This is a genomic window from Staphylococcus caprae (assembly GCF_002902725.1).
GTDB classification, from domain to species: Bacteria; Bacillota; Bacilli; order Staphylococcales; family Staphylococcaceae; genus Staphylococcus; species Staphylococcus caprae.
The window spans coordinates 28,206-53,951 of the sequence record NZ_PPRT01000027.1; the positions used below are offsets into that span (position 1 = coordinate 28,206).

The following is a 25,746-nucleotide window of genomic DNA, read 5'->3' on the forward strand; positions in this document are numbered from 1 at the left end:
TTACTTCTGGTTCAACAACGTTTATTTATTTAAAAAATTGTAGTATCATAGAACTATTATTTAGATAAAAGCGAGCTACCTTATTTAAGTTAGGGGATAATATAGAGTAAATTAAATATAAGTAATTATATATTGATATAACAAGGGTATAAATTTGCTGTAATCAGAATTTTACAAATATAAAAGATTTAAATTTTCGCGAAATAAATTTAATTAAAACAAACAAGGGAGTGGGACAGAAATATAATTTAGCAAAATTATTTTCGTTGTCCCACCCCGGCAAGGATGGCTAGGATTGAAAGAAGCTTGATATAAGCGCATTTTTAATTCAGACATCTACTGCCAATATGTTAAAGAAAGCTGAGACAATTAATTATGTCTCAGCCTCTGTAAAAATAAGGAATTTAAAAGTAATAAATTTGAGTGGGGTGTCTTATATTGAACAACGAATATCCATACAGTGCGGATGAGGTTCTTCATAAAGCAAAATCATATTTATCGGCAAGCGAATATGAGTATGTGCTGAAAAGTTATCATATTGCTTACGAAGCCCATCAAGGCCAGTTTCGAAAAAATGGTTTACCTTATATCATGCATCCTATTCAAGTTGCAGGGATATTAACTGAAATGAGACTTGATGGACCTACCATTGTAGCAGGCTTCTTACATGATGTAATAGAAGATACTCCTTATACATTTGAAGATGTAAAAAGCATGTTTAACGAAGAAGTCGCTAGAATTGTAGATGGCGTAACTAAACTTAAAAAGGTGAAGTACCGTTCTAAAGAAGAACAACAAGCTGAAAATCATCGTAAATTATTTATCGCTATCGCTAAAGATGTTCGAGTTATATTAGTCAAATTAGCGGACAGACTTCATAATATGAGAACTTTAAAAGCGATGCCGAGAGAGAAACAAGTTAGAATCTCAAAAGAAACACTTGAAATCTATGCGCCACTCGCACATAGATTAGGGATTAACACAATTAAATGGGAACTTGAAGATACAGCACTTAGATATATCGATAGCGTTCAATATTTCCGCATCGTTAACTTAATGAAGAAAAAGCGAAGTGAACGAGAAGCTTATATTGCTAATGCAATCAGCAAAATCGAAGCAGAAATGGATAAAATGAAACTTTCTGGAGAAATAAGTGGTAGACCTAAACACATTTATAGTATTTACCGCAAAATGATGAAACAGAAAAAGCAATTTGACCAAATATTTGATTTGCTAGCTATTCGCGTTATTGTGAATTCGATAAATGATTGCTACGCCATACTTGGACTTGTTCATACTTTATGGAAACCAATGCCAGGTCGCTTTAAAGACTACATTGCTATGCCTAAACAAAATATGTACCAATCTCTTCATACTACTGTCGTTGGACCAAATGGAGATCCTCTCGAAATACAAATCAGAACCTACGAAATGCATGAAATTGCTGAACACGGTGTGGCAGCACACTGGGCTTACAAAGAAGGTAAAACAGTTAATGAGAAGACGCAAGACTTCCAAAACAAATTAAATTGGTTAAAAGAATTAGCCGAAACAGATCATACGACTACTGATGCACAAGAGTTTATGGAGTCATTAAAGTATGATTTACAAAGTGACAAAGTTTATGCCTTTACGCCAGCAAGTGATGTGATTGAATTACCATATGGTGCAGTACCGATCGACTTTGCTTATGCTATTCATAGTGAGGTAGGCAATAAAATGATTGGCGCTAAGGTTAATGGCAAGATTGTGCCTATTGATTATGTACTTCAAACAGGGGATATTATAGAAATTCGCACAAGTAAACACTCTTATGGCCCGAGCAGAGATTGGTTGAAAATTGTTAAATCATCAAGTGCTAAGAGTAAAATCAAAAGTTTCTTTAAAAAACAAGATCGATCTTCAAATATTGAAAAAGGTAAATTCATGGTCGAGGCAGAAATTAAAGAACAAGGTTTCCGTGTCGAAGATGTCTTAACCGAAAAGAATTTAGAAGTTGTAAATGATAAATACCATTTTGCAAATGATGAAGATTTATTCGCAGCAGTAGGTTTTGGTGGTGTAACGTCTGCACAAATCGTTAATAAACTTACTGAAAGACAGAGAATTCTTGATAAACAGAAGGCTTTAAATGAAGCTCAAGAAGTCACAAAATCTGTGCCTATTAAAGAAGATATCATTACCGATAGTGGTGTTTATGTAGAAGGATTGGAAAACGTACTTATCAAGTTGTCAAAATGTTGTAATCCTATACCTGGTGATGATATTGTAGGATATATCACCAAAGGTCATGGTATTAAAGTTCATCGTACAGATTGTCCAAATATAAAGAATGAGACAGATCGATTAATCTCTGTAGAATGGGTTAAATCAAAGGATTCAACTCAACGTTATCAAGTTGATTTAGAAGTGACCGCATATGATAGAAATGGGTTACTTAATGAAGTATTGCAAGCTGTAAATTCAACAGCAGGAAGTTTAATCAAAGTTTCAGGTCGTTCTGACGTAGATAAAAATGCTGTGATAAACATTAGTGTGATGGTAAAAAATGTGAACGATGTTTTTCGCGTCGTTGAGAAAATTAAACAACTAGGTGACGTATATACAGTATCGAGAGTTTGGAACTAGAGGTGCAAAAGAAATGAAGATAATTGTACAAAGAGTTAAACATGCAAGAGTAACAAATAATGCGATCGATAATGAAATTGAAAAAGGATATTGTCTACTCGTTGGAGTAGGTAAAGACTCTACTGAACAAGATGCTAAAGTGATTGCTAAAAAAATTGCTAATGCTCGATTATTTGAGGACGAAAATGACAAATTAAATCTCAATATTCAACAAGTTGAAGGTGAAATTTTATCAGTATCACAATTTACTTTGTATGCTGATGTAAAGAAAGGTAACCGCCCTGGATTTTCAAATTCTAAAAGTCCTGACGAAGCAAAGCAACTATATGAAAAATTGAATGAGGAATTAGAATCTTATGGTTTAACAGTAAAAACAGGTGAATTTGGCACACATATGAATGTAGAAATTAATAATGATGGGCCAGTTACCATTATTTATGAAGCTCAGGATGGAAAAATTCTATGAAGAAGATAGATGAATGGTTAACGCGTCACGGTCTAAAAAATCGACTTACACTTGTTGTAGTTATAGCGTTTATTCTATTCCTTATCTTACTATTTATGTTTCTTAATCATAGTGATGAGGATTCGGGTCAAATTACGATTACTGAAAATGCCGAATTAAGAACAGGGCCTAATGCTGCATACCCTGTGATTTATAAAATAGAAAAAGGCGACAGCTTCAAAAAAGTTGATAAAAAAGGTAAATGGATTGAAGTTCAAAATCGTGCTGGAACTGAAAAAGGCTGGGTTGCCGGCTGGCATACGAATTTGAATATTCAAGCAGATAATTCAAATGCTTCTAATCCTCTCAAAGGTAAAACAATTGTACTTGATCCTGGTCATGGTGGTAGTGACCAGGGCGCATCAAGTAATACCCCTACTAAAAGTTTAGAGAAAAATTACACATTAAAAACTGCGAAAGAACTCAAAAAATTATTAGTTAAAGAAGGTGCCAAAGTCAAAATGACGCGTACCTCAGATAAATATGTATCCCTTGATGATAGAAATATTAAAGGTGATGCATTTATTAGCATACATAATGACTCTTTAGATTCCTCTAATGCCAATGGTGCAACCGTTTATTGGTTACAAGATAATCAAGAATCGCTCGCTCAAACTTTAAATTCTAATATCCAGAAAAAAGCCTTACTTACTAATAGAGGCGCGCGACAACAAAATTATCAAGTTCTTCGACAAACTGATGTACCAGCTGTACTATTAGAACTCGGATATATAAGTAATCCTACTGATGAAGCAATGATTAATGATCAACTACATAGACAGGTCGTGGAACGAGCTGTAGTAGATGGACTTAAGCAATATTTCTCATCATAGAACTTGCAAATTAAAATAAAACTCGTTATCATTATTGATGAACTTTATAAATAAAACCATTAATATTCTTGAAAGTTTAAATGAAATTGGTAGCATATCATTGCGCAGAAATACAATCCATGGCTGAAAGATTGTACTGAGTAGTTTAAATCTTTGAACACAAGAAGAGGTACTTTAGGAAACTAATGTCGGGTGACGCACGTTAAGCGTTTTGAGTGGGTCAACGCGATTCTAGCGTTTGATCAATTAGGGTGGCAACACGGTTAATACGTCCCTTGTATAGTTTTTAACTATGCAAGGGTTTTTTATTTTTAAAAATAATGGAAAGTTATCATCTTAGTCGTAACACAGACCTATTCAATGATTATTAGCGACAAAGGAGAGGACGATATGATAAAGATTCCAAGAGGTACGCAAGATATCCTACCAGAAGATTCTGTAAAATGGCGTTACATTGAGAATAAATTAGACGAACTCATGGAAATATACAATTATAAAGAAATTCGAACACCTATATTTGAAAGTACTGAACTATTCGCTAGAGGTGTTGGTGATTCAACAGATGTTGTACAAAAAGAAATGTACACATTCCAAGATAAAGGTGACCGAAGTTTAACGTTACGTCCAGAAGGTACGGCTGCAGTCGTTCGTTCATATATCGAACATAAAATGCAAGGGCAACCGAATCAGCCAGTTAAATTGTATTATAATGGGCCGATGTTTAGATATGAACGCAAACAAAAGGGACGTTATCGTCAATTTAATCAATTTGGCGTAGAAGCAATTGGTGCAGAAAACCCATCTATAGATGCCGAAGTGTTAGCAATGGTTATGCACATTTATCAATCATTCGGATTGAAACACTTAAAGCTTGTTATTAATAGTATTGGGGATAGCGAATCTCGTAAAGAATACAACGAAGCATTAATTGAGCACTTTGAGCCAGTCATAGATACATTCTGTTCAGACTGTCAATCACGCTTACACACTAATCCAATGAGAATTTTAGATTGTAAAGTTGATAGAGATAAAGAAGCAATTAAGAATGCACCTCGCATCACTGATTATCTTAATGATGATTCTAAAGCTTACTTTGAACAAGTTAAACAACACTTAGATGACTTGAACATTCCTTATGTAGAAGATCCTAATTTAGTGCGTGGACTAGATTATTATACGCATACAGCTTTCGAAGTAATGATGGATAATCCAAATTACGATGGTGCGATTACGACACTTTGTGGAGGCGGACGATATAACGGCCTCTTACAATTGTTAGATGGACCAAGTGAAACTGGAATAGGTTTTGCATTGAGTATCGAACGTCTATTACTTGCACTTGAAGAGGAAGACATCGAATTAGATATTGAATCAGAATTCGATTTATTTATCGTAACGATGGGTGAAGAAGCTGATCGTTATGCGGTTAAATTATTAAATGAATTACGTAAGAACGGTGTGAAAGCCGATAAAGATTATCTTAATAGAAAAATTAAGGGCCAAATGAAACAAGCAGATAGATTGAATGCGAAGTACACGATAGTGATTGGTGATCAAGAGCTTGAAAACAATTCTATTGATATTAAGCATATGGCTTCTGGTGAGTCAGAAAAAGTACAATTAGATCAATTAGTTGACTATTTTAAAGAGTAGAAAGGGAGTATTACTTTGAGTAAGAGAACAACATATTGTGGTTTAGTCACAGAAGAATTATTAAATGAAAAGGTTACTTTAAAAGGTTGGGTACACAATCGACGTGACCTAGGTGGTTTGATTTTCGTAGATTTAAGAGACCGTGAAGGTATTGTTCAAATTGTTTTCAATCCAGACTTTTCAGAAGAAGCTTTAAAAGTTGCAGAAACTGTACGTTCTGAATATGTAGTTGAAGTTGAAGGTGTTGTTACAAAACGTGACGCTGAAACGGTTAACCCTAAAATTAAAACAGGACAAGTCGAAGTACAAGTTTCAAATATTGAAATTATTAACAAATCAGAGACACCACCATTTGCAATTAACGAAGAAAACGTGAATGTAGATGAAAATATCCGTTTAAAATATAGATACTTAGATTTACGTCGTCAAGAATTAGCGCAAACTTTCAAAATGAGACATCAAACAACACGTTCAATACGTCAATACTTAGATGACAATGGCTTCTTCGATATTGAAACACCAGTGTTAACTAAATCTACACCTGAAGGCGCCCGTGATTATCTCGTACCATCTCGTGTACATGAAGGTGAATTTTACGCATTACCACAATCACCACAATTGTTTAAACAACTCTTAATGATTAGTGGATTCGATAAATATTATCAAATTGTTAAATGTTTCCGTGATGAAGATTTACGTGCAGACCGCCAACCTGAATTTACACAAGTTGATATTGAAATGAGCTTTGTTGATCAAGAAGATGTCATTTCAATGGGCGAAGAAATGTTACGTAAAGTGGTTAAGGACGTTAAAGGCATTGATGTTCCAGCTCCGTTTCCACGTATGACATATGCTGAAGCAATGGATCGTTATGGTTCAGATAAACCTGATACACGTTTTGATATGGAACTTATCAACGTATCTCAATTAGGTAAAGACATGGATTTCAAAGTCTTTAAAGATACTGTCGAAAATGACGGCGAAATTAAGGCAATTGTAGCTGAAGGCGCTGCTGACAAATATACACGTAAAGACATGGATGCACTAACTGAATTCGTTAATATCTACGGTGCTAAAGGTTTAGCGTGGGTTAAAGTCGTTGAAGATGGATTAAGTGGTCCAATTGCGCGTTTCTTCGAAGATGCAAACGTTGAAACACTTAAAGAACTTACAGGTGCTAAACCAGGTGACTTAGTGATGTTTGTTGCTGACAAACCAAGTGTAGTGGCACAAAGTTTAGGCGCATTACGTATCAAACTTGCTAAAGAACTAGGACTGATTGATGAATCTAAATTAAACTTCTTATGGGTTACAGATTGGCCACTTCTTGAATATGATGAAGATGCGAAACGTTATGTTGCTGCTCACCATCCATTCACATCACCTAAACAAGAGGATATAGCTAAGTTAGATTCAGAACCTGAAAATGCTCAAGCAAATGCTTATGATATCGTATTAAACGGTTATGAGCTTGGAGGCGGTTCAATCAGAATTCACGATGGTGAACTACAACAAAAAATGTTTGAAGTTTTAGGCTTTTCAGCTGAACAAGCACAAGAACAATTCGGTTTCTTACTAGATGCATTTAAATACGGTGCACCACCACATGGCGGTATTGCACTAGGATTAGATAGACTTGTGATGCTACTCACAAACAGAACAAACCTAAGAGACACAATCGCATTCCCTAAAACAGCATCAGCAACATGCCTACTCACAGACGCACCAGGCCAAGTCTCAGACAAACAACTCCAAGAACTATCACTAAGAATCAGACACTAGGGGCCCCAACAAAGAGAGTTTCAACAGAAACTCAACAAGCAATGCGAGTTGGGGTTAGGGCCCAACAAAAACATTTCGCTAAGAAATGTCAGATAGTATAAGTTTTAAAAATATCTTTATCTACGATTTTGTGGTATGATATTTTCATAAGATAGTCATCTGTGGTGTTCGTAAGTTTGCTTTTTATTTGGGCCTAACACTCTTTGATCAGGGAGCCCAATAGGTTTTCTCGCAGCGCACACGCCTCTATAGGAGGACTTGCAAAACGAGAAACAGGGCACCCACCTGTATATAGCAGGCCGAATGATCAAGCTTTTTACAACTACGGCACCTACGGACTCTATCGGTACGCAAGACTTCGGTCTTGCGTATTTTTATGTGAATTTTTACAATGAACCATATACATAATAAAATGAGCTCATAACAAAGTTAAGTTTTATAAAGGAGTAAACAATGAAACATCAATTTTCCAGAAATGAATTGGCAATTGGTCAAGAAGGTTTGGACTTATTAAGAAATAAAACAGTAGCTGTCTTAGGAGTAGGCGGCGTGGGGTCTTTCGCCGCTGAAGCACTTGCAAGAACAAATATTGGTCACATTATACTCATAGATAAAGATGATGTAGATATCACAAATGTAAACAGACAAATTCATGCATTAACTACAACTATTGGCCAAAGTAAAGTGACGTTGATGGAAGAACGTATCAAATTGATCAATCCAGAATGTAAAGTCACACCATTACATATGTTTTATACAGAAGAAACGTACGAAGAAATCTTTAATAATTACGATATTGATTACTTTATTGATGCAAGTGATACAATTATTTATAAAGTACATTTAATGAAAGAATGCCTAGAACGTGGTATTAATATGATTTCAAGTATGGGTGCCGCTAATAAAACTGATCCGACGCGTTTTGAAATTGCTGATATCTCTAAGACACACACAGATCCAATGGCTAAAGTGATTAGAAATCGCTTAAAACGACAAGGTATTCGTAAAGGTGTTAAGGTTGTCTTTTCAGATGAGAGTCCTATCGTTATACGTGAAGACGTTAAAGAAACAGTCGGGGATAAAAATGCAATCAATAGAAAAGGACAAATACCACCATCTTCTAATGCGTTTGTGCCAAGTGTTGTAGGGCTTATCTGTGCGAGTTATGTCATTAATGACATTCTTAAAGATATTCCTGTGAGACGTATTAAAGATAAAGGGCAATAAATATAAAATGAGTTAGCTTTAACTTTCAAAACAGATATTCCGAAATAAGTACTGTTAAACAGATACAATCACTTAAATCAGAATATCTTTTATGTGAAATAAAGCTAATTCTTATTTTTTGTTCAATAAATTTTCATAAACAGCTTTAAATTGCTGTTCACTTTTTGACGTGGTTTTAGGTTCATAATAAATTCTATTTTTTAGCTTATCCGGTAAATATTGTTGCACGACGTGGCCATTTTCATAATTATGAGGATACTTATAACCAATGGCTCTTCCTAATTTTTTAGCACCAGAATAATGACCATCTTTCAAATAGTCTGGTATTTGACCGACTAAACCTTTTCGTATATCACTCAGAGCGCTATCAATCGCAGTAATGCCTGAATTTGATTTAGGTGATAGACAAAGCTCGATGACAGCTTGACTTAGAGGAATTCGTGCCTCCGGGAAACCTAATCGTTCTGCAGATTGAATTGCTGCTAAGGTACGTTGTCCTGCACTAGGTGATGCGAGTCCTACATCTTCATAACTAATCACTAATAAACGTCTTACAATTGTAGGTAAGTCGCCAGCTTCAATTAATCGTGCTAAATAGTGTAAAGCTGCATTAACATCGCTTCCTCTAATAGATTTTTGAAAGGCACTCATCACATCATAGTGCATATCTCCATCTTTATCGCTAACGAATGCGCCTTTTTGTAAACAATCTTTAGCATCATCTAAAGTGATATGTCGTTGATTATTTTCTTCATCAGCACTAAGTACAGCTAGTTCTAATGCATTCAAAGCACTTCTAACATCGCCTTGGCTTTGAGTTGAAAAGTATTCCATAGCATCTTCATCTACAACTGGATGATAGCTATTGAGTCCACGGTCACTATCATCAATCGCACGATCAAGTGCAATTCTCACGTCATGATCATCTAATGGATAGAGTTCAAAAATTTGTGCCCGAGAACGTATAGCTGGATTAATTGCATGATAAGGATTAGAAGTTGTCGCACCAATCAATACAATTTTGCCATTTTCTAAGTGAGGTAAAAGAAAATCTTGTTTAGCTTTATCTAAACGATGAATTTCATCAAGGAGTAGAATGACCTGTCCTGACATTTTTGCTTCTTCGACAACCATTTGCATGTCTTTTTTTGTATTTGTAACAGCATTGAGTTGTCTAAATTTGAATTGAGTACTTCCAGATATCGCTTTGGCTATACTCGTTTTTCCAATTCCAGGTGGTCCATAAAATATCATTGATGATAATCGTTTAGTATCAACCATCCTTCTAATAATGCCTTTTGGCCCAACAAGATGCTGTTGAGAAATAATTTCATCTATATTCATAGGTCTCATTCGAGACGCTAAAGGTTCTGTACTCACATTTGTCACACCTTTCTAATATTATCTTAACGCAAAAAATGATAGAATGGGAATATATATAATTCGAATTAAGTGAGGTTATACAATGAAAATATCAACAAAAGGGAGATATGGACTAACACTTATGATTTCTCTTGCGAAAAGAGAAGGTCAAGGTTGTGTATCTTTAAAGTCTATTGCTGAAGAAAATAAATTAAGTGATTTATATCTTGAACAATTAGTCGGCCCTTTAAGAAATGCTGGATTAATTCGAAGTGTGCGTGGTGCTAAAGGTGGTTATCAACTTAGAGTACCAGCTGAAGAAATCACAGCAGGCGACATTATTCGCTTACTTGAAGGTCCAATCACATTTGTAGAAAGTATTGAATCTGAGCCACCTGCACAGAAACAATTATGGTTAAGAATGAGAGATGCTGTAAGAGATGTTTTAGATAACACAACTTTAAAATATCTTGCTGACTATAAAGAAACTGATGAAGATTTAGATGGATATATGTTCTATATCTAAAGGTTTCATCAGTTTCGCTTCAGTATATTGATATTAATTTTATTACGATATCCTTTAATTTTAAAAAATTTATTTTCATATGTTTATCTTCTTTTTCAAGTGGTATTACAAATAATACATCGAGGAGGTAGTTAATATGGCAGATGAAAGTAAATTTGAACAAGCTAAAGGTAACATCAAAGAGACAATCGGAAATGCTACCAACAACGAAGAACTTGAAAGTGAAGGTCAAGAGGATAAAACTTCTGGCAAAGCGAAAGAATTCGTTGAAAATGCCAAAGATAAAGCCAATGACTTCATTGATAATTTAAAAAAATAATTTTTCAAAATTTGAAAGGAGCTATTATTTATGAGTTTCATGGATAAAGCAAAAGAAGCAGCAGAAAAATTTAAGGATAGCGATAACGAGCAAGTGAACAAAGCTAAAGATAAAATTAATGAATATACTGGTGGCGGAGACAACGACGACAAAGAAGATAAAGACGACAAATAAGTCACTTAATCATTAATACAAAAAGGAAGGGCAAACGCCCTTCCTTTTTTATATACATAATTATGATTTTAAAGCATTTTGCAAACGTTGATATGATTCTAATTGCTTATCTTGGTCATATATATAACTAATAGCCATCAATTCATCTATTTCTCCATATTCACTAATAAAGTTTTCAAGCTGTTCTTTCACAGATGTTTCTGAACCTATGAGTGAACCAGCAAAACGTTGTTGAGCTAACTCATATTCTCTCGGCGTGAGTAATCCTTTTAAATCATCAGTAGGCGGTTGGACCGCTTGCATTCTTCCTCGAGTAATACTTACCATAATTTGTGCCATTGTACTTGCTAAGTATTCTGCATGTTCATCTGTATCTGAAACGATGACGTTTAAACAAACAATCACATAAGGCTCACTTAAAACATCAGACGGTTCAAATAATTCTTTGTAGATTTGAATGGCTTCTTTCATTTGTTGAGGGGCGAAGTGTCCAGCAAATACATAAGGTAAACCTTTTCGCGCAGCTAGATGAGCAGAATCTGTTGATGAACCTAATATATAAAGAGGAACGTTCTTACCAACTGCTGGATACGCTCGTACATACGCTTGTTGGTTGCCAGGTCCGAAATATTTCTCTAATTGTTCTACTTCTTCTGGAAATTGATATACACCATGATGTTGATCTCGTCTCAATGCGCTTGCAGTCATCATATCCGTACCAGGCGCACGTCCTAATCCTAAATCGACACGACGAGGGAACATTGTCTCCATCGTACCAAATTGTTCAGCTACAATTAGTGGGGCATGGTTAGGAAGCATAATTCCTCCAGAACCAACTTTAATATTTTTAGTATGTTCTAAAGTATGTTGAATCAGTAACGCTGTAGCGGAGCTAACTAAGTTTGGCGCATTATGATGTTCAGCAATCCAATAGCGTTCATACCCTAAATCATCTAAACCTTGCGCTAAATTAACCATATCATTGATTGCATCTTGATCATTTTGACCTTCTCTAATTGGTACAAGATTTAAAGCTGATAATTTAATATCTTTCATTTTTTAGCTTCCTTTCATGTCATTTTAATAATTGAAGTATAACAGTCAGACCTTCATCACAATATTTATATGCTCATGCATAGATAATGATCATTTTCAAAAATGAATTTAGCAAAAAATTATACATCGAAAAGATACCTAAATAAATGTTAAAATAATTCTAAATTATAACCATACTTACAAAAACAGAATGGTAGAAAAAAGCAATGATTAGTGCTATTATAGGAACATTGATAAATTGACGAGGAGTGTCTATACATGGAAGTTTATGCAGATTATGCCGCGACCACACCAGTGAAACCTGAAGTCGTTGATGCAATGATGGAAATTTATAAGAATCATTATGGTAATCCATCTTCTATTCACTTAATAGGTAGAGATGCTAGAAAATATCTAGACCAGTCGCGTCGTAAAGTCGCACAATTAGTAGGTGCTAAACCGAGTGAAGTGATTTTTACAAGTGGCGCAACGGAATCAAATAATACTGCAATCAAAGGATTAGTTAAAGCCAATGAACAGTTAGGAAATCATATCATTACTTCTAAAATTGAACATCATTCTGTGTTACATGTATTTGAACAACTTGAACGTGAAGGTTATGACGTAACGTATTTAGATGTTGATGATACAGGGGCTGTTGATTTAGATCAATTACGCGATACGATTACTGATAAAACGATTTTAGTGTCTATTATGTTTGTAAATAATGAAATTGGAACAGTACAAAATATGTATGATATTGAAGATATTATTGCCGATTCTAATGCGTTATTCCATGTTGACGCAGTGCAAGCAATCGGTCATTTAGATATAGACTTTCATGACTTTAAAATAGACACTATGAGTATCACAGGTCATAAATTTGGTGGACCTAAAGGTGCCGGTATCTTACTAGTAAAGGAAAACACGCCAATAGAATTTAATCAGTTAGGCGGAGAACAAGAGACTAAACGTCGCGCAGGTACAGAAAATGTACCTCAAATTGTCGGTCTTACTAAAGCTTTGGAATTAGCTGTTCGGAATCGAGATGTGAACAACGTTCATTTGATGAATCTAAAAGAATTATTCTTAGTGAGTCTACAAGAACGTGCCATTCCATTTGAATTGAATGGTTCAATGACAGATTCAACAGGGCATATTTTAAATCTCTATTTTCCATTTATCGATGTGGAAACAATGTTAACATTACTAGATTTAGCAAATGTTTATGTCTCTTCTGGCTCTGCATGTACAGCTGGGTCAACAACGCCATCACATGTACTTGCTGCAATGTTCGAAGATGAAGAACGTGCGAAACATTCTGTGAGATTTAGCTTTAATGAAGAAATGACTGAACAACAAATTAAATATATAGTAGCTGAAATTCATAAAATTTATCATAAATTTAAGGAGGAATCATAGTGTCTAATGAAGATATACGAGTAGTTGTCGGAATGTCAGGTGGCGTTGATAGTTCAGTAACGGCCTATCTTTTAAAAGAACAAGGTTACGATGTTATTGGAATTTTCATGAAGAATTGGGACGACACAGACGAAAATGGTGTATGTACTGCAACTGAAGATTACAACGATGTCATCGCTGTATGTAACCAAATTGGCATACCTTATTATGCTGTTAATTTTGAAGAAGAATATTGGGATAAAGTCTTCACATATTTCTTAGATGAATATAAAAAAGGTCGAACACCAAATCCAGATGTGATGTGTAATAAAGAAATTAAATTCAAAGCATTCCTAGAACATGCATTGAAATTAGGCGCTGATTATGTAGCAACAGGCCATTATGCACGCATTCGTCGTCACGAAGATGGACATGTTGAAATGTTGCGAGGCGTAGATAATAATAAAGATCAAACTTATTTCTTGAATCAATTGTCTCAAGAACAACTATCCAAAGTTATGTTCCCAATTGGTGATATTGAAAAAAGTGAAGTACGTCGAATTGCTGAGGAACAAGATTTAGCAACAGCTAAAAAGAAAGATTCTACGGGTATTTGTTTCATCGGAGAAAGAAACTTTAAAGAATTCTTATCTCAATATTTACCTGCGCAATCAGGAGATATGGTAACGCTAGATGGTAAAAAGATGGGTCAACATAGTGGTTTAATGTACTATACCATTGGACAACGTCATGGACTAGGTATTGGCGGTGATGGCGATCCGTGGTTTGTTGTTGGTAAAAACTTAGATGACAATGTGCTTTATGTTGAACAAGGATTCCATCATGATGCGTTATATAGTGATTATCTTGTAGCATCAGATTATTCATTTGTTAATGAAGGCGAAATTAATTTAGAACAAGGATTCGAATGTACTGCGAAATTCCGTTATCGTCAAAAGGACACGAAAGTGTTTGTGCAACGTGAAAATGAAAATTCAATACGCGTTACATTTGATCAACCTGTACGTGCAATCACACCAGGACAAGCAGTCGTATTTTATAATGGAGAAGTTTGTTTAGGTGGCGCAACTATCGATGATGTATATAAGAACGAAGGTCAATTAAGTTATGTAGTTTAAAGTATGAATACCGTTAATTCACAAGATTTTTATCTTTGGGTTAACGGTTTTTCATTTTAAAACATGTTATAATCATTTAGAAATGAGGTACGGAGAATGCATGAGCAGAATACAATTTATCAATACATAAAGAATGGACAGCTTGAGGATGCTTTAAAAGCATTATTTGAAAATATCGAAGAAAATCCTGATGCGGTTGAAAATTATATTAATGCAGGAATTGTCTTATCAGACGCAGGAGAAATAGAAAAAGCAGAACGATTCTTCCAAAAGGCAATAACGATTGATCCGTCAAATGGAGCTGTCTATTATAACCTAGCTAATGTGTATTACAATGAAGGACGCTATAAAGAAGCGATTAAATTATATCAAACAGCACTGAAGAATAACGTAACGACAGTAGTAGATTGTAATTATATGATTGGTATGTCATTTAATCAATTAGAAGCCTTTAAAGAGGCGTTACCTTTCTTAATGACAGCAGCAGAGAAAGATGAAAATAATGACGCGGAAATTCAATTCCAATATGGCTTAACTTTATGTCATCTTGAAATGTTCGACCAAGCAATTAACCAATTGAAACACGTGTTAAATATCGATGCTAAACATGTTGACGCCATTTATAATCTTGGCTTAGCAAGTTATATGAAGAACGAAGATATAGATGAAGCAATTGCTTATTTTGAACAAGCAGTTGCCATTGATGACCAACATTTATTAAGTCAACACGCATTAAAAACCTTTAAGACAATGAAAGAGGAGGAGTAACATGTCTGACCCTACACTATTTGATTATTCAATGATCAAAGGCACAGTAGATGCTATATTATTTCAAAATAATGATAACTTCTATACAGTTCTTAAAGTAGACACTATTGAAACAAATGAATCATTTGATAGTATGCCAACAGTTGTAGGGTTTCTTCCAAATGTAGTTGAAGGAGACGTGTACACCTTTAAAGGGCAAGTTGTAGAGCATCCACGGTATGGTAAACAATTAAAAGCTGAAACCTTTGAAAAGGAATTGCCTCAAACAAAAGATGCCATTGTGAGTTATTTATCTAGTGATTTATTTAAAGGCATCGGTAAAAAAACGGCACAGAATATCGTTAATGCATTAGGTGAGAACGCAATTAATGATATATTAAATCATCCTGAGATTTTGCAAAAGGTGCCGAGTTTGCCTAAGAAAAAGCAACAGCAAATTGCTGAACAAATTAGTGCAAATCAAGAATCTGAGAAAATTATGATTCGATTACATGATTTAGGTTTCGGTCCAAAACTGTCGATGGCTATCTATCAATTCTATATGAGTGATACGCTTAAAATTTTGGACGAAAATCCTTATCAACTCGTTTATGATATTAAAGGAATCGGGTTTAATAAAGCCGACCAACTTGCACGTAATATTGGTATTGCTGCGAATTCACCTGAACGTTTGAAAGCGGGTTTGTTATATATACTTGAAGAAGAATGTATCAAACAGGGACACACATATCTTCCTAATTCATATGTCATTGATACGACACAAGAGATGTTAAACGATGGTACTGATGTAACTATTGCTAGAGAAACACTTGAAGAAATGATATTGCAACTTTCTGAAGAGAAAAAATTAATTCTGAGTGATGAACAAGTATCCATTCCAAGCTTATATTATTCCGAACTGAAAAGTGTCCAAAATTTATATCGAATTAAGACAAACACAACAAAATTAAAAGAAATCGAACAATCTGATCTTCAAATGCACATTGGAGAAATAGAGTCACATAATAAAGTCAATTATGCTGCATCACAAAAAGAAGCACTTGAAACAGCAATGAATTCGAAAGTAATGCTTCTAACGGGTGGTCCAGGTACAGGTAAAACGACTGTTATCAAAGGGATTGTTGAACTTTATGCAGAAATTCATGGTTTATCCCTAGATTATGACGACTATAATGAAGATGATTACCCTGTGGTATTAGCTGCTCCAACCGGACGTGCGTCCAAACGACTTCAAGAATCGACAGGTCTTGAAGCGATGACGATTCATAGACTTATTGGATGGAATCAAGAGACACAACCTCAAGATATTTTAGACAATGAAATTAATGCACGATTAATCATTATAGATGAAATGTCTATGGTTGATACGTGGCTTTTCCATCAATTTTTAAGCGCAGTTCCATTAGATGCACAAATCATATTTGTTGGAGATGAAGATCAGCTTCCTTCAGTCGGCCCAGGTCAAGTATTCAAAGATCTTATTGATTCTAAAACAATCCCCCGAGTCAATTTAACTGAGGTATACCGTCAACAAGATGGCTCAAGTATTATCGATTTAGCGCATCGGATGAAGATGGGTGAACCCATAGATATTACTCAACGGTTTCACGATCGTAGTTTTATTAACTGTACCTCTGACCAGATACCTGATGTCGTAGATAAAGTCGTTCAGAGTGCAGTGAGTAAAGGTTATAATATGAGTGATATCCAAGTCCTTGCGCCAATGTATAAAGGGAATGCTGGTATTAAACGCCTTAACCAAGTATTACAATCGATTTTAAATCCTAAAAAGGATGATAGTCGTGAAATTGAATTTGGTGATGTTGTTTTTAGAAAAGGCGATAAAGTACTTCAATTAGTGAATCGACCGAACGATAATATTTTCAACGGAGATATAGGTGTGATTGTAGGCATTTTCTGGGCAAAAGAGAATGCTCTAAATAAAGATGTCTTAGTCGTGGATTTCGAAGGGAACGAAATTACGTTCACACGACAAGATTTACTAGAATTAACCCACGCCTATTGTACATCAATTCATAAATCGCAAGGTTCTGAATTCCCAATTGTTATTATGCCTATTGTTAAACAATATTTCCGAATGTTACAGCGCCCAATTCTATACACAGGTTTAACACGTGCTAAGCAATCGCTTGTGTTACTGGGTGATCCCCAAGCATTTGAAATTGGCTTGAACACGAAAGGCCAAGAACGTTTAACTCAATTAAATGGCTTGCTTACCTCTTATTTTGGTAATCATCAAGTTGATAATGAATCAGCTGACATTTTAACTATTGAAAATAAAACCATCAACAATGAAACGTTGGACGAACAAGAACAAGCGATCATAGATGAATCTCAAAAAGATATAATATTAAGTGAATCGACGATATTTAAAATAGACCCTATGATAAATATGGGAGAAATGACACCTTACGACTTTGCAGAGCGTTGACATTCTTAACGAAAATAAATAAAATATACTTAAGTTCACATAGAGATGAGTAAGTGACTTTAAGATTGATAGAGATGCACTGGTTGGTGAGAAGTGCAATCTAAGTCACTGAACGCTACTTTATGTTAGTTTGAATACGTAACTATAAGTGATAAGTAATTCGATTATACACATCATTTTATTAAGTGATTGATGTTGTCGAAATTCCTTATAACTAGGGTGGTACCGCGAGAACGTTCGTCCCTTTGTGGATGAACGTTTTTATTTTCATTGATGTACTACATTTACGTTTTGAATTGATACTTTTATTTTTCAAAATACTAAATTCCAAAAGGGAGTGTTTTTTAAATGAAAAATTTAAAAGCAAGTGAAATTAGACAAAAATATTTAGATTTCTTCGTTGAAAAAGGTCACATGGTCGAACCTTCTGCACCATTAGTACCTATTGATGATGATTCATTACTATGGATTAATTCAGGTGTGGCAACCTTAAAGAAATACTTTGATGGACGTGAAACTCCAAGAAAACCAAGAATTGTCAATTCACAAAAAGCAATTCGTACGAATGACATTGAAAATGTAGGTTTCACAGCACGTCACCATACTTTCTTTGAAATGTTAGGGAACTTCTCAATTGGAGATTACTTTAAACAAGAAGCGATAGAATTTGCATGGGAATTCTTAACTAGTGATAAATGGATGGGTATGGAACCTGAAAAATTATATGTAACGATTCATCCTGAAGATACAGGTGCATATAAAATTTGGAATGAAGATATCGGATTAGAAGAAAGTCGTATTATTCGAATTGAAGGGAACTTCTGGGATATAGGTGAAGGACCTTCAGGACCGAATACTGAAATCTTCTATGATCGTGGCGAAGCTTATGGTCAAAACGATCCAGAAGAAGAGATGTATCCAGGCGGAGAAAACGAAAGATATTTAGAAGTATGGAATTTAGTATTTAGTGAATTTAACCATAATAAAGATCATACGTATACACCACTTCCAAATAAAAATATTGATACCGGCATGGGATTAGAACGTATGGCTTCAATCTCACAAAATGTAAGAACAAATTACGAAACTGACCTATTTATGCCGATCATTAACGAAGTAGAAAACATTTCAGGTAAAAAATACTTAGAAGTCGATGAACAAGATGTTGCATTTAAAGTAATCGCTGATCATATTAGAACGATTGCCTTTGCGATTGCAGATGGTGCATTACCTGCAAATGAAGGTCGAGGTTACGTATTACGTCGTTTATTACGTCGTGCCGTAAGATTGAGCCAGTCATTAGGTATTAATGAACCATTCATGTATAAACTCGTAGATATTGTAGCTGAGATTATGGAACCATATTATCCAAATGTAAAAGAAAAAGCGGATTTCATTAAACGCGTAATTAAATCTGAGGAAGAACGATTCCATGAAACGCTTGAAGAAGGCTTAGCGATTTTAAATCAATTCATCGAGAAAGCTAAGAAAGATAATCATGAGATTAAAGGTGAAGATGCTTTCAAATTATATGATACGTATGGCTTCCCAGTTGAATTAACTGAAGAATTAGCCACTCAAGAAGGATTAACTGTTGATATGGCTACATTTGAAAATGAAATGCAACAACAAAGAGATCGTGCAAGACAAGCACGTCAAAATTCTCAATCAATGCAAATTCAAAGTGAAGTGCTTAAAAACATTACAGATGACAGTACATTCGTCGGATACGAAACAACTGATTATCAATCAACTGTCACACATCTCATTTACAATGGTGAAGAAGTTGAATCAGCTGAAGCGGGTGAAACAGTTTACTTTATTTTAAAAGAAACGCCGTTCTATGCGGTAAGCGGTGGTCAAGTTGCTGATGAAGGTACGGTTGGAAATGAGAATTTTGAAATTGCAGTTACTGAAGTGACTAAAGCACCTAATGGACAAAATCTTCACAAAGGTACAGTACAATTTGGACAAGCTACAGTTGGCGCAGAAGTAGATGCAAGTGTCAATAAAGATGAACGTCGCGCTATTCAGAAGAACCATAGTGCCACACACTTATTACATCAAGCATTGAAAGAAGTATTAGGAGATCATGTCAACCAAGCAGGTTCATTAGTAGAAGCTGACCGATTACGTTTTGACTTTTCACACTTTGGTCCAATGTCTCAAGAAGAAATTGATCAAGTTGAACGAAGAGTGAATGAAGAAATTTGGAGAGGCATAGATGTGCGCATACAAGAAATGGGCATTGATGAAGCGAAATCAATGGGTGCAATGGCTTTATTTGGAGAAAAATATGGCGACATCGTACGTGTAGTTAACATGGCACCATTTTCAATTGAATTATGTGGAGGTATACATGTAAACAATACCTCTGAAATAGGCCTTTTCAAAATAGTAAGTGAGTCTGGTACTGGCGCAGGCGTAAGACGTATTGAAGCACTTACTGGCAAATCAGCATTCTTATACCTTGAAGACATACAATCTAAATTCAATACAATTAAAAATAATGTTAAAGTTAAATCAGATGATCAAGTTGTTGGCAAGATTACTCAGTTACAAGAAGAAGAGAAGAACTTACTAAAACAACTAGAACAACGTAATAAAGAAATTACTTCTCTTAAAATGGGTAATATCGAGGACCAAGTAGAAACTATCAATGATTTAAAAGTGTTAGCAACTGAAGTAGACGTTCCTAATGCAAAAGCAATTCGCTCAACGATGGATGATTTCAAATCTAAATTACAAGATGCGATTATCGTATTAGCAAGTAATGTTGATGGTAAAGTTTCAATCATCGCAACTGTGCCTAAGTCATTAACTGATCAAGTTAAAGCTGGCGACTTAATTAAACATATGGCACCAATAGTAGGAGGAAAAGGTGGCGGACGCCCTGATATGGCTCAAGGTGGCGGCACTCAACCTGAGAAGATAACAGAAGCATTACGCTTTATTAAAGATTATATTAAAAATCTATAACTTAATTTCATAATATTGTAGAATTATAATGAATGATAATACGCATAAAAAGGAGTGTCACGTATGGAAAATTTTGATAAAACAATGAAATTTGACTATGAAGAAATTCCGAAAGAAGATGTCAAAGCAGTACTTAAAAATGTACACCGTACATTGGAAGAAAGAGGATATAATGCCGTAAATCAAATAGTAGGTTATTTGCTTTCTGGCGATCCGGCTTACATTCCACGCCAAAATGAAGCAAGAAACCAAATTCGCCATATTGATAGAGATGTTATTATGGAAGAGCTTGTCTCTTATTATTTAAAAGAGTCTGATCAATAAATATGTTAAAACATAAAATTATTGGCTTAGACGTGGGAAGCAAAACTGTTGGTATTGCTATAAGTGACCTAATGGGATGGACTGCCCAAGGTTTAGACACACTCCGAATCAACGAAGAACAAAATGAATTAGGTATAGAAAAGTTAGTAGAAATTATTCAAGATAACCAAGTAGGCACCGTCGTCATCGGTTTACCAAAGAATATGAATAATTCTATTGGATTTCGTGGTGAGGCTTCGTTACAATACAAGGAGAAGCTTCAAGAAGCCTTACCATCCATAGAAATAATTATGTGGGATGAACGATTAAGCACAATGGCTGCTGAACGCTCGCTTTTAGAAGCGGATGTTTCTAGACAAAAACGTAAAAAAGTAATAGATAAAATGGCAGCTGTGTTTATATTACAAGGCTATTTAGACTCTATCCAATAAAGGAGATATAAAAATGACTGAACATAACCATAACCATGAACACAATCATGATTCTGATTTAAACATTAACAACGAGGAAGAATTATTAACTTTATTCGATGAAGATGGCAATGAAGTTTTATACCGTAAAATGTTAGAATTTTATCATCCTGAATTCAAAAAAGAATATGTTGTATTAGCTGAAGAAGGTGCACAATCAGACGAAGATGATATGATTGAACTTGTACCAATGATTAACGAACCTGACGAATCTGGAGATGGCGGTAAATTAGTACCAATCGAAACAGATGAGGAATGGGATATGATCGAAGAGGTAGTTAATACAGAAATCAATGAATAATTGATTTAAATGGTAGCACAGCTGGGGAGATTATCCCCTGAAAATGATAGCAGTAAGATGGTTTCAATTTGAAATCTTCTTACTGCTCTTTTTATATTCAATACGTCATCCTTGATGGGTTGGCCCACGAAATTAATTTTAGCTGAATGATATTTTTGTCTTACTCCCTTAATACTTATTTAACTCTTATATTTATGAGCAATTTATGGTAAAATATGTAAAGTTAATTTCTATGAAACGATTATTTACTTCTAATATGAAAGATATAGAAGCACCATTCTAGAAATCAGTCATACTTATTGATTAAGATATAATCAATGTTGGACTGATTTATTTTATGTCTACAAATCATTGTAGTTATCACTGTAAAGGAAGTTATTTTAAATGGATTTAAACCAAGATTATTTAACTCAATTACATCAAAGATTAGATACAAATATTGAGAATTTAAGATCTTACGCTGAAGACAATCAAGTTCCGATTGTAGACAAACTCACTTTAGATATGATTAAACAATTAATTCGTATGAATCATACTAAACAAATTTTAGAAATCGGTACAGCTATCGGTTATAGTTCTATGCAATTTGCTTCAGTGGCTAATGATATAGAGGTCACTACCATTGAACGCAACGAAGATATGCTGGCACAAGCGAGACATCATTTTCAAGAATATCATTACGAAGAACAAATTAGATTAATTGAAGGTGATGCACTCGAAATGTATGACAGTGTCAGTGATAGACTATATGATATGATATTTATTGATGCTGCAAAAGCACAATCAAAAAAATTTTTCGAGTTATACACGCCTTTATTAAGAAAAGGTGGGCTCGTAGTAACTGACAATGTGTTATATCATGGATTTGTTTCAAATATTGATATCGTACGGTCAAGAAATGTACGACAAATGGTTAAAAAGGTACAACAATATAATCAATGGTTAATGAATCAATCAGGATATACGACGAACTTTTTAAATATGGACGATGGTTTGGCAATATCAATTAAAGGAGAATGACTATGGTTGAATTATTAGTTACTCCTAAGTCAATAACTCATATGGAAACACTAATAGAGAAAGGTGCAGACGCATTTGTTATTGGTGAACAAAAATTTGGTTTAAGACTTCCGGGAGAATTTAATCGAGAGATGATGAAAGAAGCGGTTCAACTCGCACATCATCACAATAAGAAAGTTTACGCTGCTGTTAATGGGCTTTTCCATAATTATCATTTGGATGCTTTAGAAGACTACATACAATTTTTACATGACATAGGTGTAGATCGAATTATATTTGGAGACCCTGCTGTCGTGATGTTTGTTAAAAAGCAAGCTCATCCGATCCCTCTTCATTGGGATGCTGAAACACTTGTGACTAACTATTTCCAATGTAATTATTGGGGTAAGAAGGGCGCATCAAGAGCGGTACTCGCTAGAGAATTGAGTTTAGATGAAATCATCAATATTAAAGAAAATGCCAATGTTGAAATAGAAGTACAAGTGCATGGAATGACATGTATGTTCCAATCTAAACGCATGCTTTTAGGTAATTATTATACTTTTCAAGATAGACAGATGAAAATTCAACGTAATGAATCGCAGAATGATTTACTACTATATGATGAAGAACGCGACAATAAATATCCTGTATTCGAGGATTATAATGGTACGCACATTATGTCTCCAAATGATATATGCTTAATTGAAGAATTAGAACCATTCTTTGAAGCAGGTATTGATGCGTTTAAAATTGATGGTGTTTTACAAAGTGAAGCGTATATCAATGTGGTTACAGAACAATATAGAGAAGCTATTGATTTATATAACGAAGATCCAGAAGCTTATGACGATGAAAAATTCATGTTAGTTGATCCTATTGAGGAGATTCAACCTGAACATCGTCCATTTGACGAAGGTTTCTTATATAAGCAAACGGTATATTAGGGAGGCTTATCATTACAAATGAAAACTTTAGAAGAAGTTCAATCAAGTTCAAAAACCAAAATGAAAAAGCCGGAATTACTCGCACCAGCTGGTAACTTAGAGAAACTTAAAATTGCGGTACACTATGGTGCTGACGCAGTATTTCTAGGTGGTCAAGAGTACGGTTTACGCTCAAATGCAGATAATTTCACTATGGAAGAAATTGCAGAAGGTGTGGCTTTTGCGAACCGTTATGGTGCTAAAATTTACGTGACTACCAATATAATTGCACATGATGAGAATATTGACGGTTTAGAAGATTATCTACGTGAATTAGATGCTACTGGCGCAACTGGAATTATTGTTGCTGATCCACTTATTATTGAAACATGTAAAGAAGTCGCACCCCGTTTAGAAATTCATCTATCAACACAACAATCACTTTCAAACTACAAGGCAGTTGAATTTTGGAAAGAGGAAGGGCTAGACCGTGTCGTATTAGCCCGAGAAACAGGCTCAATGGAAATGAAAGAGATGAAAGAGAAAGTTGATATCGAGATAGAAGCTTTCATTCATGGAGCAATGTGTATAGCATATTCAGGTCGTTGCACATTAAGTAATCATATGACGGCGCGTGATTCAAACCGTGGAGGTTGTTGTCAAAGTTGTCGTTGGGATTATGATTTGTTACAAGTGGATGATGACGGAGAACTTGATTTGTATTATGAAGATGGCGACGTGATTCCATTTGCTATGAGTCCTAAAGATTTAAAATTAATAGAATCTATCCCACAAATGATGGAACTAGGCATCGATTCTTTAAAAATCGAAGGTCGAATGAAATCTATCCATTACATTGCAACAGTCGTTTCAGTGTATCGTAAAGTTATAGATGCATATGCGGAAGATCCACAAAACTTCAAAATTAAACCAGAGTGGCTCAAAGAACTAGAAAAATGTGCAAACCGCGATACCGCTCCAGCATTCTTCCAAGGTACGCCTGGATATGAAGAGCAAATGTTTGGTGAAGCACAATCTAAGAAATCAGCATACGACTTCTGTGGACTTGTGCTTGATTATGACGAACAAACTCAACTTGCGACAATTCAACAACGAAATCACTTTAAACCAGGCCAAGAAATAGAATTTTTCGGTCCAGAAATTGAAAGTTTTAAACAAGTTGTTGAAGCAATTTATGATGAGGAAGGTAATAGTTTAGATGCTGCTAGACACCCATTACAAATTGTTCAAATTAAAGTCGATCAACCTATTTATGCAAATAACATGATGAGAAAGGAAATCGGCTAGTATGAATCAAACTACTATTATAGGTATTGCTGGCGGTTCTGGTTCCGGCAAAACAACGGTCACAAATGAAATCATGAAGGAATTAGAGGGGCATAGTGTTGCACTTTTAGCCCAAGATTACTATTATAAAGACCAGTCTCATTTAACTTTTGAAGAAAGACTTGAGACGAACTATGATCATCCATTTGCATTCGATAATGATTTACTTATTCAGAATCTTAAAGATTTACGAAATGGTATAGCAGTAGAAGTACCTACTTATGATTATGCAAATCATACACGAAGTAAGGAAACGATTGCATTTGAACCAAAAGATGTTATTATCGTAGAAGGTATCTTTGCTTTAGAAAACAAAACTTTACGAGATATGATGGATGTAAAAATTTATGTTGATACAGATGCAGATTTAAGAATTTTACGTAGATTAACTCGTGATACAAAAGAGCGAGGTCGATCTATGGAATCTGTCATTAATCAATATTTAAATGTGGTCAGACCTATGCATGAACAATTTATCGAACCAACGAAAAAACATGCAGATATTATTATTCCTGAAGGTGGAAGTAATAAGGTCGCAATAGATATTATGACTACAAAAATTCAATCACTCGTTAGCAAAAAATAGTAACTTAATA

The 25,746-nt window shown here is 34.8% G+C and carries 23 protein-coding genes and 1 other RNA gene; 22 read left to right on the plus strand and 2 right to left on the minus strand.

Annotated elements, in window-relative coordinates; genetic code table 11:
• The first annotated feature begins 438 nt into the window (after nt 1-438).
• The 7 genes from CD155_RS05225 to CD155_RS05255 all read left to right on the plus strand — a co-directional run bounded on the left by CD155_RS05225 (nt 439) and on the right by CD155_RS05255 (nt 8,628).
• Entirely contained in the window at nt 439-2,628 is a 2,190-nt protein-coding gene (locus CD155_RS05225) for a RelA/SpoT family protein (RefSeq protein ID WP_037541489.1), read from the plus strand.
• 13 nt (nt 2,629-2,641) lie between these two features.
• Nucleotides 2,642-3,094, plus strand: coding sequence for a D-aminoacyl-tRNA deacylase (gene dtd / locus CD155_RS05230; RefSeq protein ID WP_103212730.1), 453 nt, complete (start codon nt 2,642-2,644; stop codon nt 3,092-3,094).
• Entirely contained in the window at nt 3,091-3,966 is an 876-nt protein-coding gene (locus tag CD155_RS05235; protein ID WP_044466737.1) for an N-acetylmuramoyl-L-alanine amidase family protein, read from the plus strand. The genes dtd and CD155_RS05235 overlap by 4 nt, the downstream gene beginning before the upstream one ends.
• A 390-nt stretch (nt 3,967-4,356) precedes the next feature.
• The gene (gene hisS / locus CD155_RS05240) at nt 4,357-5,619 is read left to right on the plus strand and encodes a histidine--tRNA ligase (protein WP_070872029.1); all 1,263 of its coding nucleotides are present in this window, start codon (nt 4,357-4,359) and stop codon (nt 5,617-5,619) included.
• A 15-nt stretch (nt 5,620-5,634) separates the two neighbouring features.
• The gene (gene aspS, locus CD155_RS05245) at nt 5,635-7,401 is read left to right on the plus strand and encodes an aspartate--tRNA ligase (protein WP_103212731.1); all 1,767 of its coding nucleotides are present in this window, start codon (nt 5,635-5,637) and stop codon (nt 7,399-7,401) included.
• A gap of 153 nt (nt 7,402-7,554) precedes the next feature.
• Nucleotides 7,555-7,745, plus strand: a non-coding RNA gene (gene ssrS, locus CD155_RS05250) — 6S RNA.
• Between the two features lie 109 nt (nt 7,746-7,854).
• Entirely contained in the window at nt 7,855-8,628 is a 774-nt protein-coding gene (locus tag CD155_RS05255; RefSeq protein WP_002443242.1) for a tRNA threonylcarbamoyladenosine dehydratase, read from the plus strand.
• 111 nt (nt 8,629-8,739) lie between these two features.
• Here CD155_RS05255 and CD155_RS05260 read toward each other — a convergent pair whose 3' ends face one another.
• Nucleotides 8,740-10,008 carry a replication-associated recombination protein A gene (locus tag CD155_RS05260; protein ID WP_172605819.1) on the minus strand — a complete coding sequence of 423 codons (1,269 nt, stop codon included), beginning with the start codon at nt 10,006-10,008 and terminating at the stop codon, nt 8,740-8,742.
• An 85-nt stretch (nt 10,009-10,093) separates the two neighbouring features.
• Here CD155_RS05260 and cymR point away from each other — a divergent pair, with 85 nt between their 5' ends.
• From cymR to CD155_RS05275, 3 genes are all read left to right on the plus strand, one after another.
• Nucleotides 10,094-10,516: a cysteine metabolism transcriptional regulator CymR gene (gene cymR, locus CD155_RS05265; RefSeq protein WP_002443236.1), complete on the plus strand. Its 423-nt coding sequence runs from the start codon at nt 10,094-10,096 to the stop codon at nt 10,514-10,516.
• Between the two features lie 136 nt (nt 10,517-10,652).
• On the plus strand, nt 10,653-10,835 hold the full coding sequence (locus CD155_RS05270; RefSeq protein ID WP_070830997.1) for a CsbD family protein: 183 nt from the start codon (nt 10,653-10,655) through the stop codon (nt 10,833-10,835).
• A gap of 30 nt (nt 10,836-10,865) precedes the next feature.
• Nucleotides 10,866-11,009 carry an SAS049 family protein gene (locus tag CD155_RS05275; RefSeq protein ID WP_002443232.1) on the plus strand — a complete coding sequence of 48 codons (144 nt, stop codon included), beginning with the start codon at nt 10,866-10,868 and terminating at the stop codon, nt 11,007-11,009.
• Nucleotides 11,010-11,069: 60 nt separating this feature from the next.
• On the opposite strand, the gene CD155_RS05280 is transcribed toward CD155_RS05275, so the two are convergent.
• Nucleotides 11,070-12,065, minus strand: a complete 996-nt coding sequence (locus CD155_RS05280; protein WP_070872032.1) for an LLM class flavin-dependent oxidoreductase — start codon at nt 12,063-12,065, stop codon at nt 11,070-11,072.
• Between the two features lie 258 nt (nt 12,066-12,323).
• On the opposite strand from CD155_RS05280, the gene CD155_RS05285 reads away from it, so the two are divergent.
• The 12 genes from CD155_RS05285 (at nt 12,324) to udk (ending at nt 25,736) form a co-directional block, all read left to right on the plus strand.
• Nucleotides 12,324-13,466, plus strand: a complete 1,143-nt coding sequence (locus CD155_RS05285; protein ID WP_103212733.1) for a cysteine desulfurase family protein — start codon at nt 12,324-12,326, stop codon at nt 13,464-13,466.
• Nucleotides 13,466-14,584 carry a tRNA 2-thiouridine(34) synthase MnmA gene (mnmA, locus tag CD155_RS05290; protein WP_002443227.1) on the plus strand — a complete coding sequence of 373 codons (1,119 nt, stop codon included), beginning with the start codon at nt 13,466-13,468 and terminating at the stop codon, nt 14,582-14,584. The genes CD155_RS05285 and mnmA overlap by 1 nt, the downstream gene beginning before the upstream one ends.
• Nucleotides 14,585-14,680: 96 nt before the next feature.
• Nucleotides 14,681-15,352 carry a tetratricopeptide repeat protein gene (locus CD155_RS05295; protein WP_044466736.1) on the plus strand — a complete coding sequence of 224 codons (672 nt, stop codon included), beginning with the start codon at nt 14,681-14,683 and terminating at the stop codon, nt 15,350-15,352.
• Between the two features lies 1 nt (nt 15,353).
• On the plus strand, nt 15,354-17,804 hold the full coding sequence (gene recD2 / locus CD155_RS05300; protein WP_103212734.1) for an SF1B family DNA helicase RecD2: 2,451 nt from the start codon (nt 15,354-15,356) through the stop codon (nt 17,802-17,804).
• Between the two features lie 348 nt (nt 17,805-18,152).
• Nucleotides 18,153-20,783 (plus strand): alanine--tRNA ligase, encoded by a 2,631-nt coding sequence (gene alaS, locus CD155_RS05305; RefSeq protein ID WP_103212735.1) that lies wholly within the window; start codon nt 18,153-18,155, stop codon nt 20,781-20,783.
• A 63-nt stretch (nt 20,784-20,846) separates the two neighbouring features.
• Nucleotides 20,847-21,107 carry an IreB family regulatory phosphoprotein gene (locus CD155_RS05310; protein ID WP_002443220.1) on the plus strand — a complete coding sequence of 87 codons (261 nt, stop codon included), beginning with the start codon at nt 20,847-20,849 and terminating at the stop codon, nt 21,105-21,107.
• Between the two features lie 2 nt (nt 21,108-21,109).
• Nucleotides 21,110-21,538, plus strand: coding sequence for a Holliday junction resolvase RuvX (gene ruvX / locus CD155_RS05315; RefSeq protein WP_002443217.1), 429 nt, complete (start codon nt 21,110-21,112; stop codon nt 21,536-21,538).
• A gap of 13 nt (nt 21,539-21,551) precedes the next feature.
• The gene (locus tag CD155_RS05320) at nt 21,552-21,878 is read left to right on the plus strand and encodes a DUF1292 domain-containing protein (RefSeq protein WP_002443216.1); all 327 of its coding nucleotides are present in this window, start codon (nt 21,552-21,554) and stop codon (nt 21,876-21,878) included.
• A gap of 384 nt (nt 21,879-22,262) precedes the next feature.
• Nucleotides 22,263-22,898 (plus strand): O-methyltransferase, encoded by a 636-nt coding sequence (locus tag CD155_RS05325; RefSeq protein ID WP_103212736.1) that lies wholly within the window; start codon nt 22,263-22,265, stop codon nt 22,896-22,898.
• Between the two features lie 2 nt (nt 22,899-22,900).
• Nucleotides 22,901-23,824, plus strand: coding sequence for a peptidase U32 family protein (locus CD155_RS05330; protein WP_070872047.1), 924 nt, complete (start codon nt 22,901-22,903; stop codon nt 23,822-23,824).
• 18 nt (nt 23,825-23,842) lie between these two features.
• Nucleotides 23,843-25,111, plus strand: coding sequence for a peptidase U32 family protein (locus CD155_RS05335; protein WP_103212737.1), 1,269 nt, complete (start codon nt 23,843-23,845; stop codon nt 25,109-25,111).
• Between the two features lies 1 nt (nt 25,112).
• Nucleotides 25,113-25,736 carry a uridine kinase gene (gene udk / locus CD155_RS05340; protein ID WP_002443212.1) on the plus strand — a complete coding sequence of 208 codons (624 nt, stop codon included), beginning with the start codon at nt 25,113-25,115 and terminating at the stop codon, nt 25,734-25,736.
• Nucleotides 25,737-25,746: the final 10 nt, after the last annotated feature.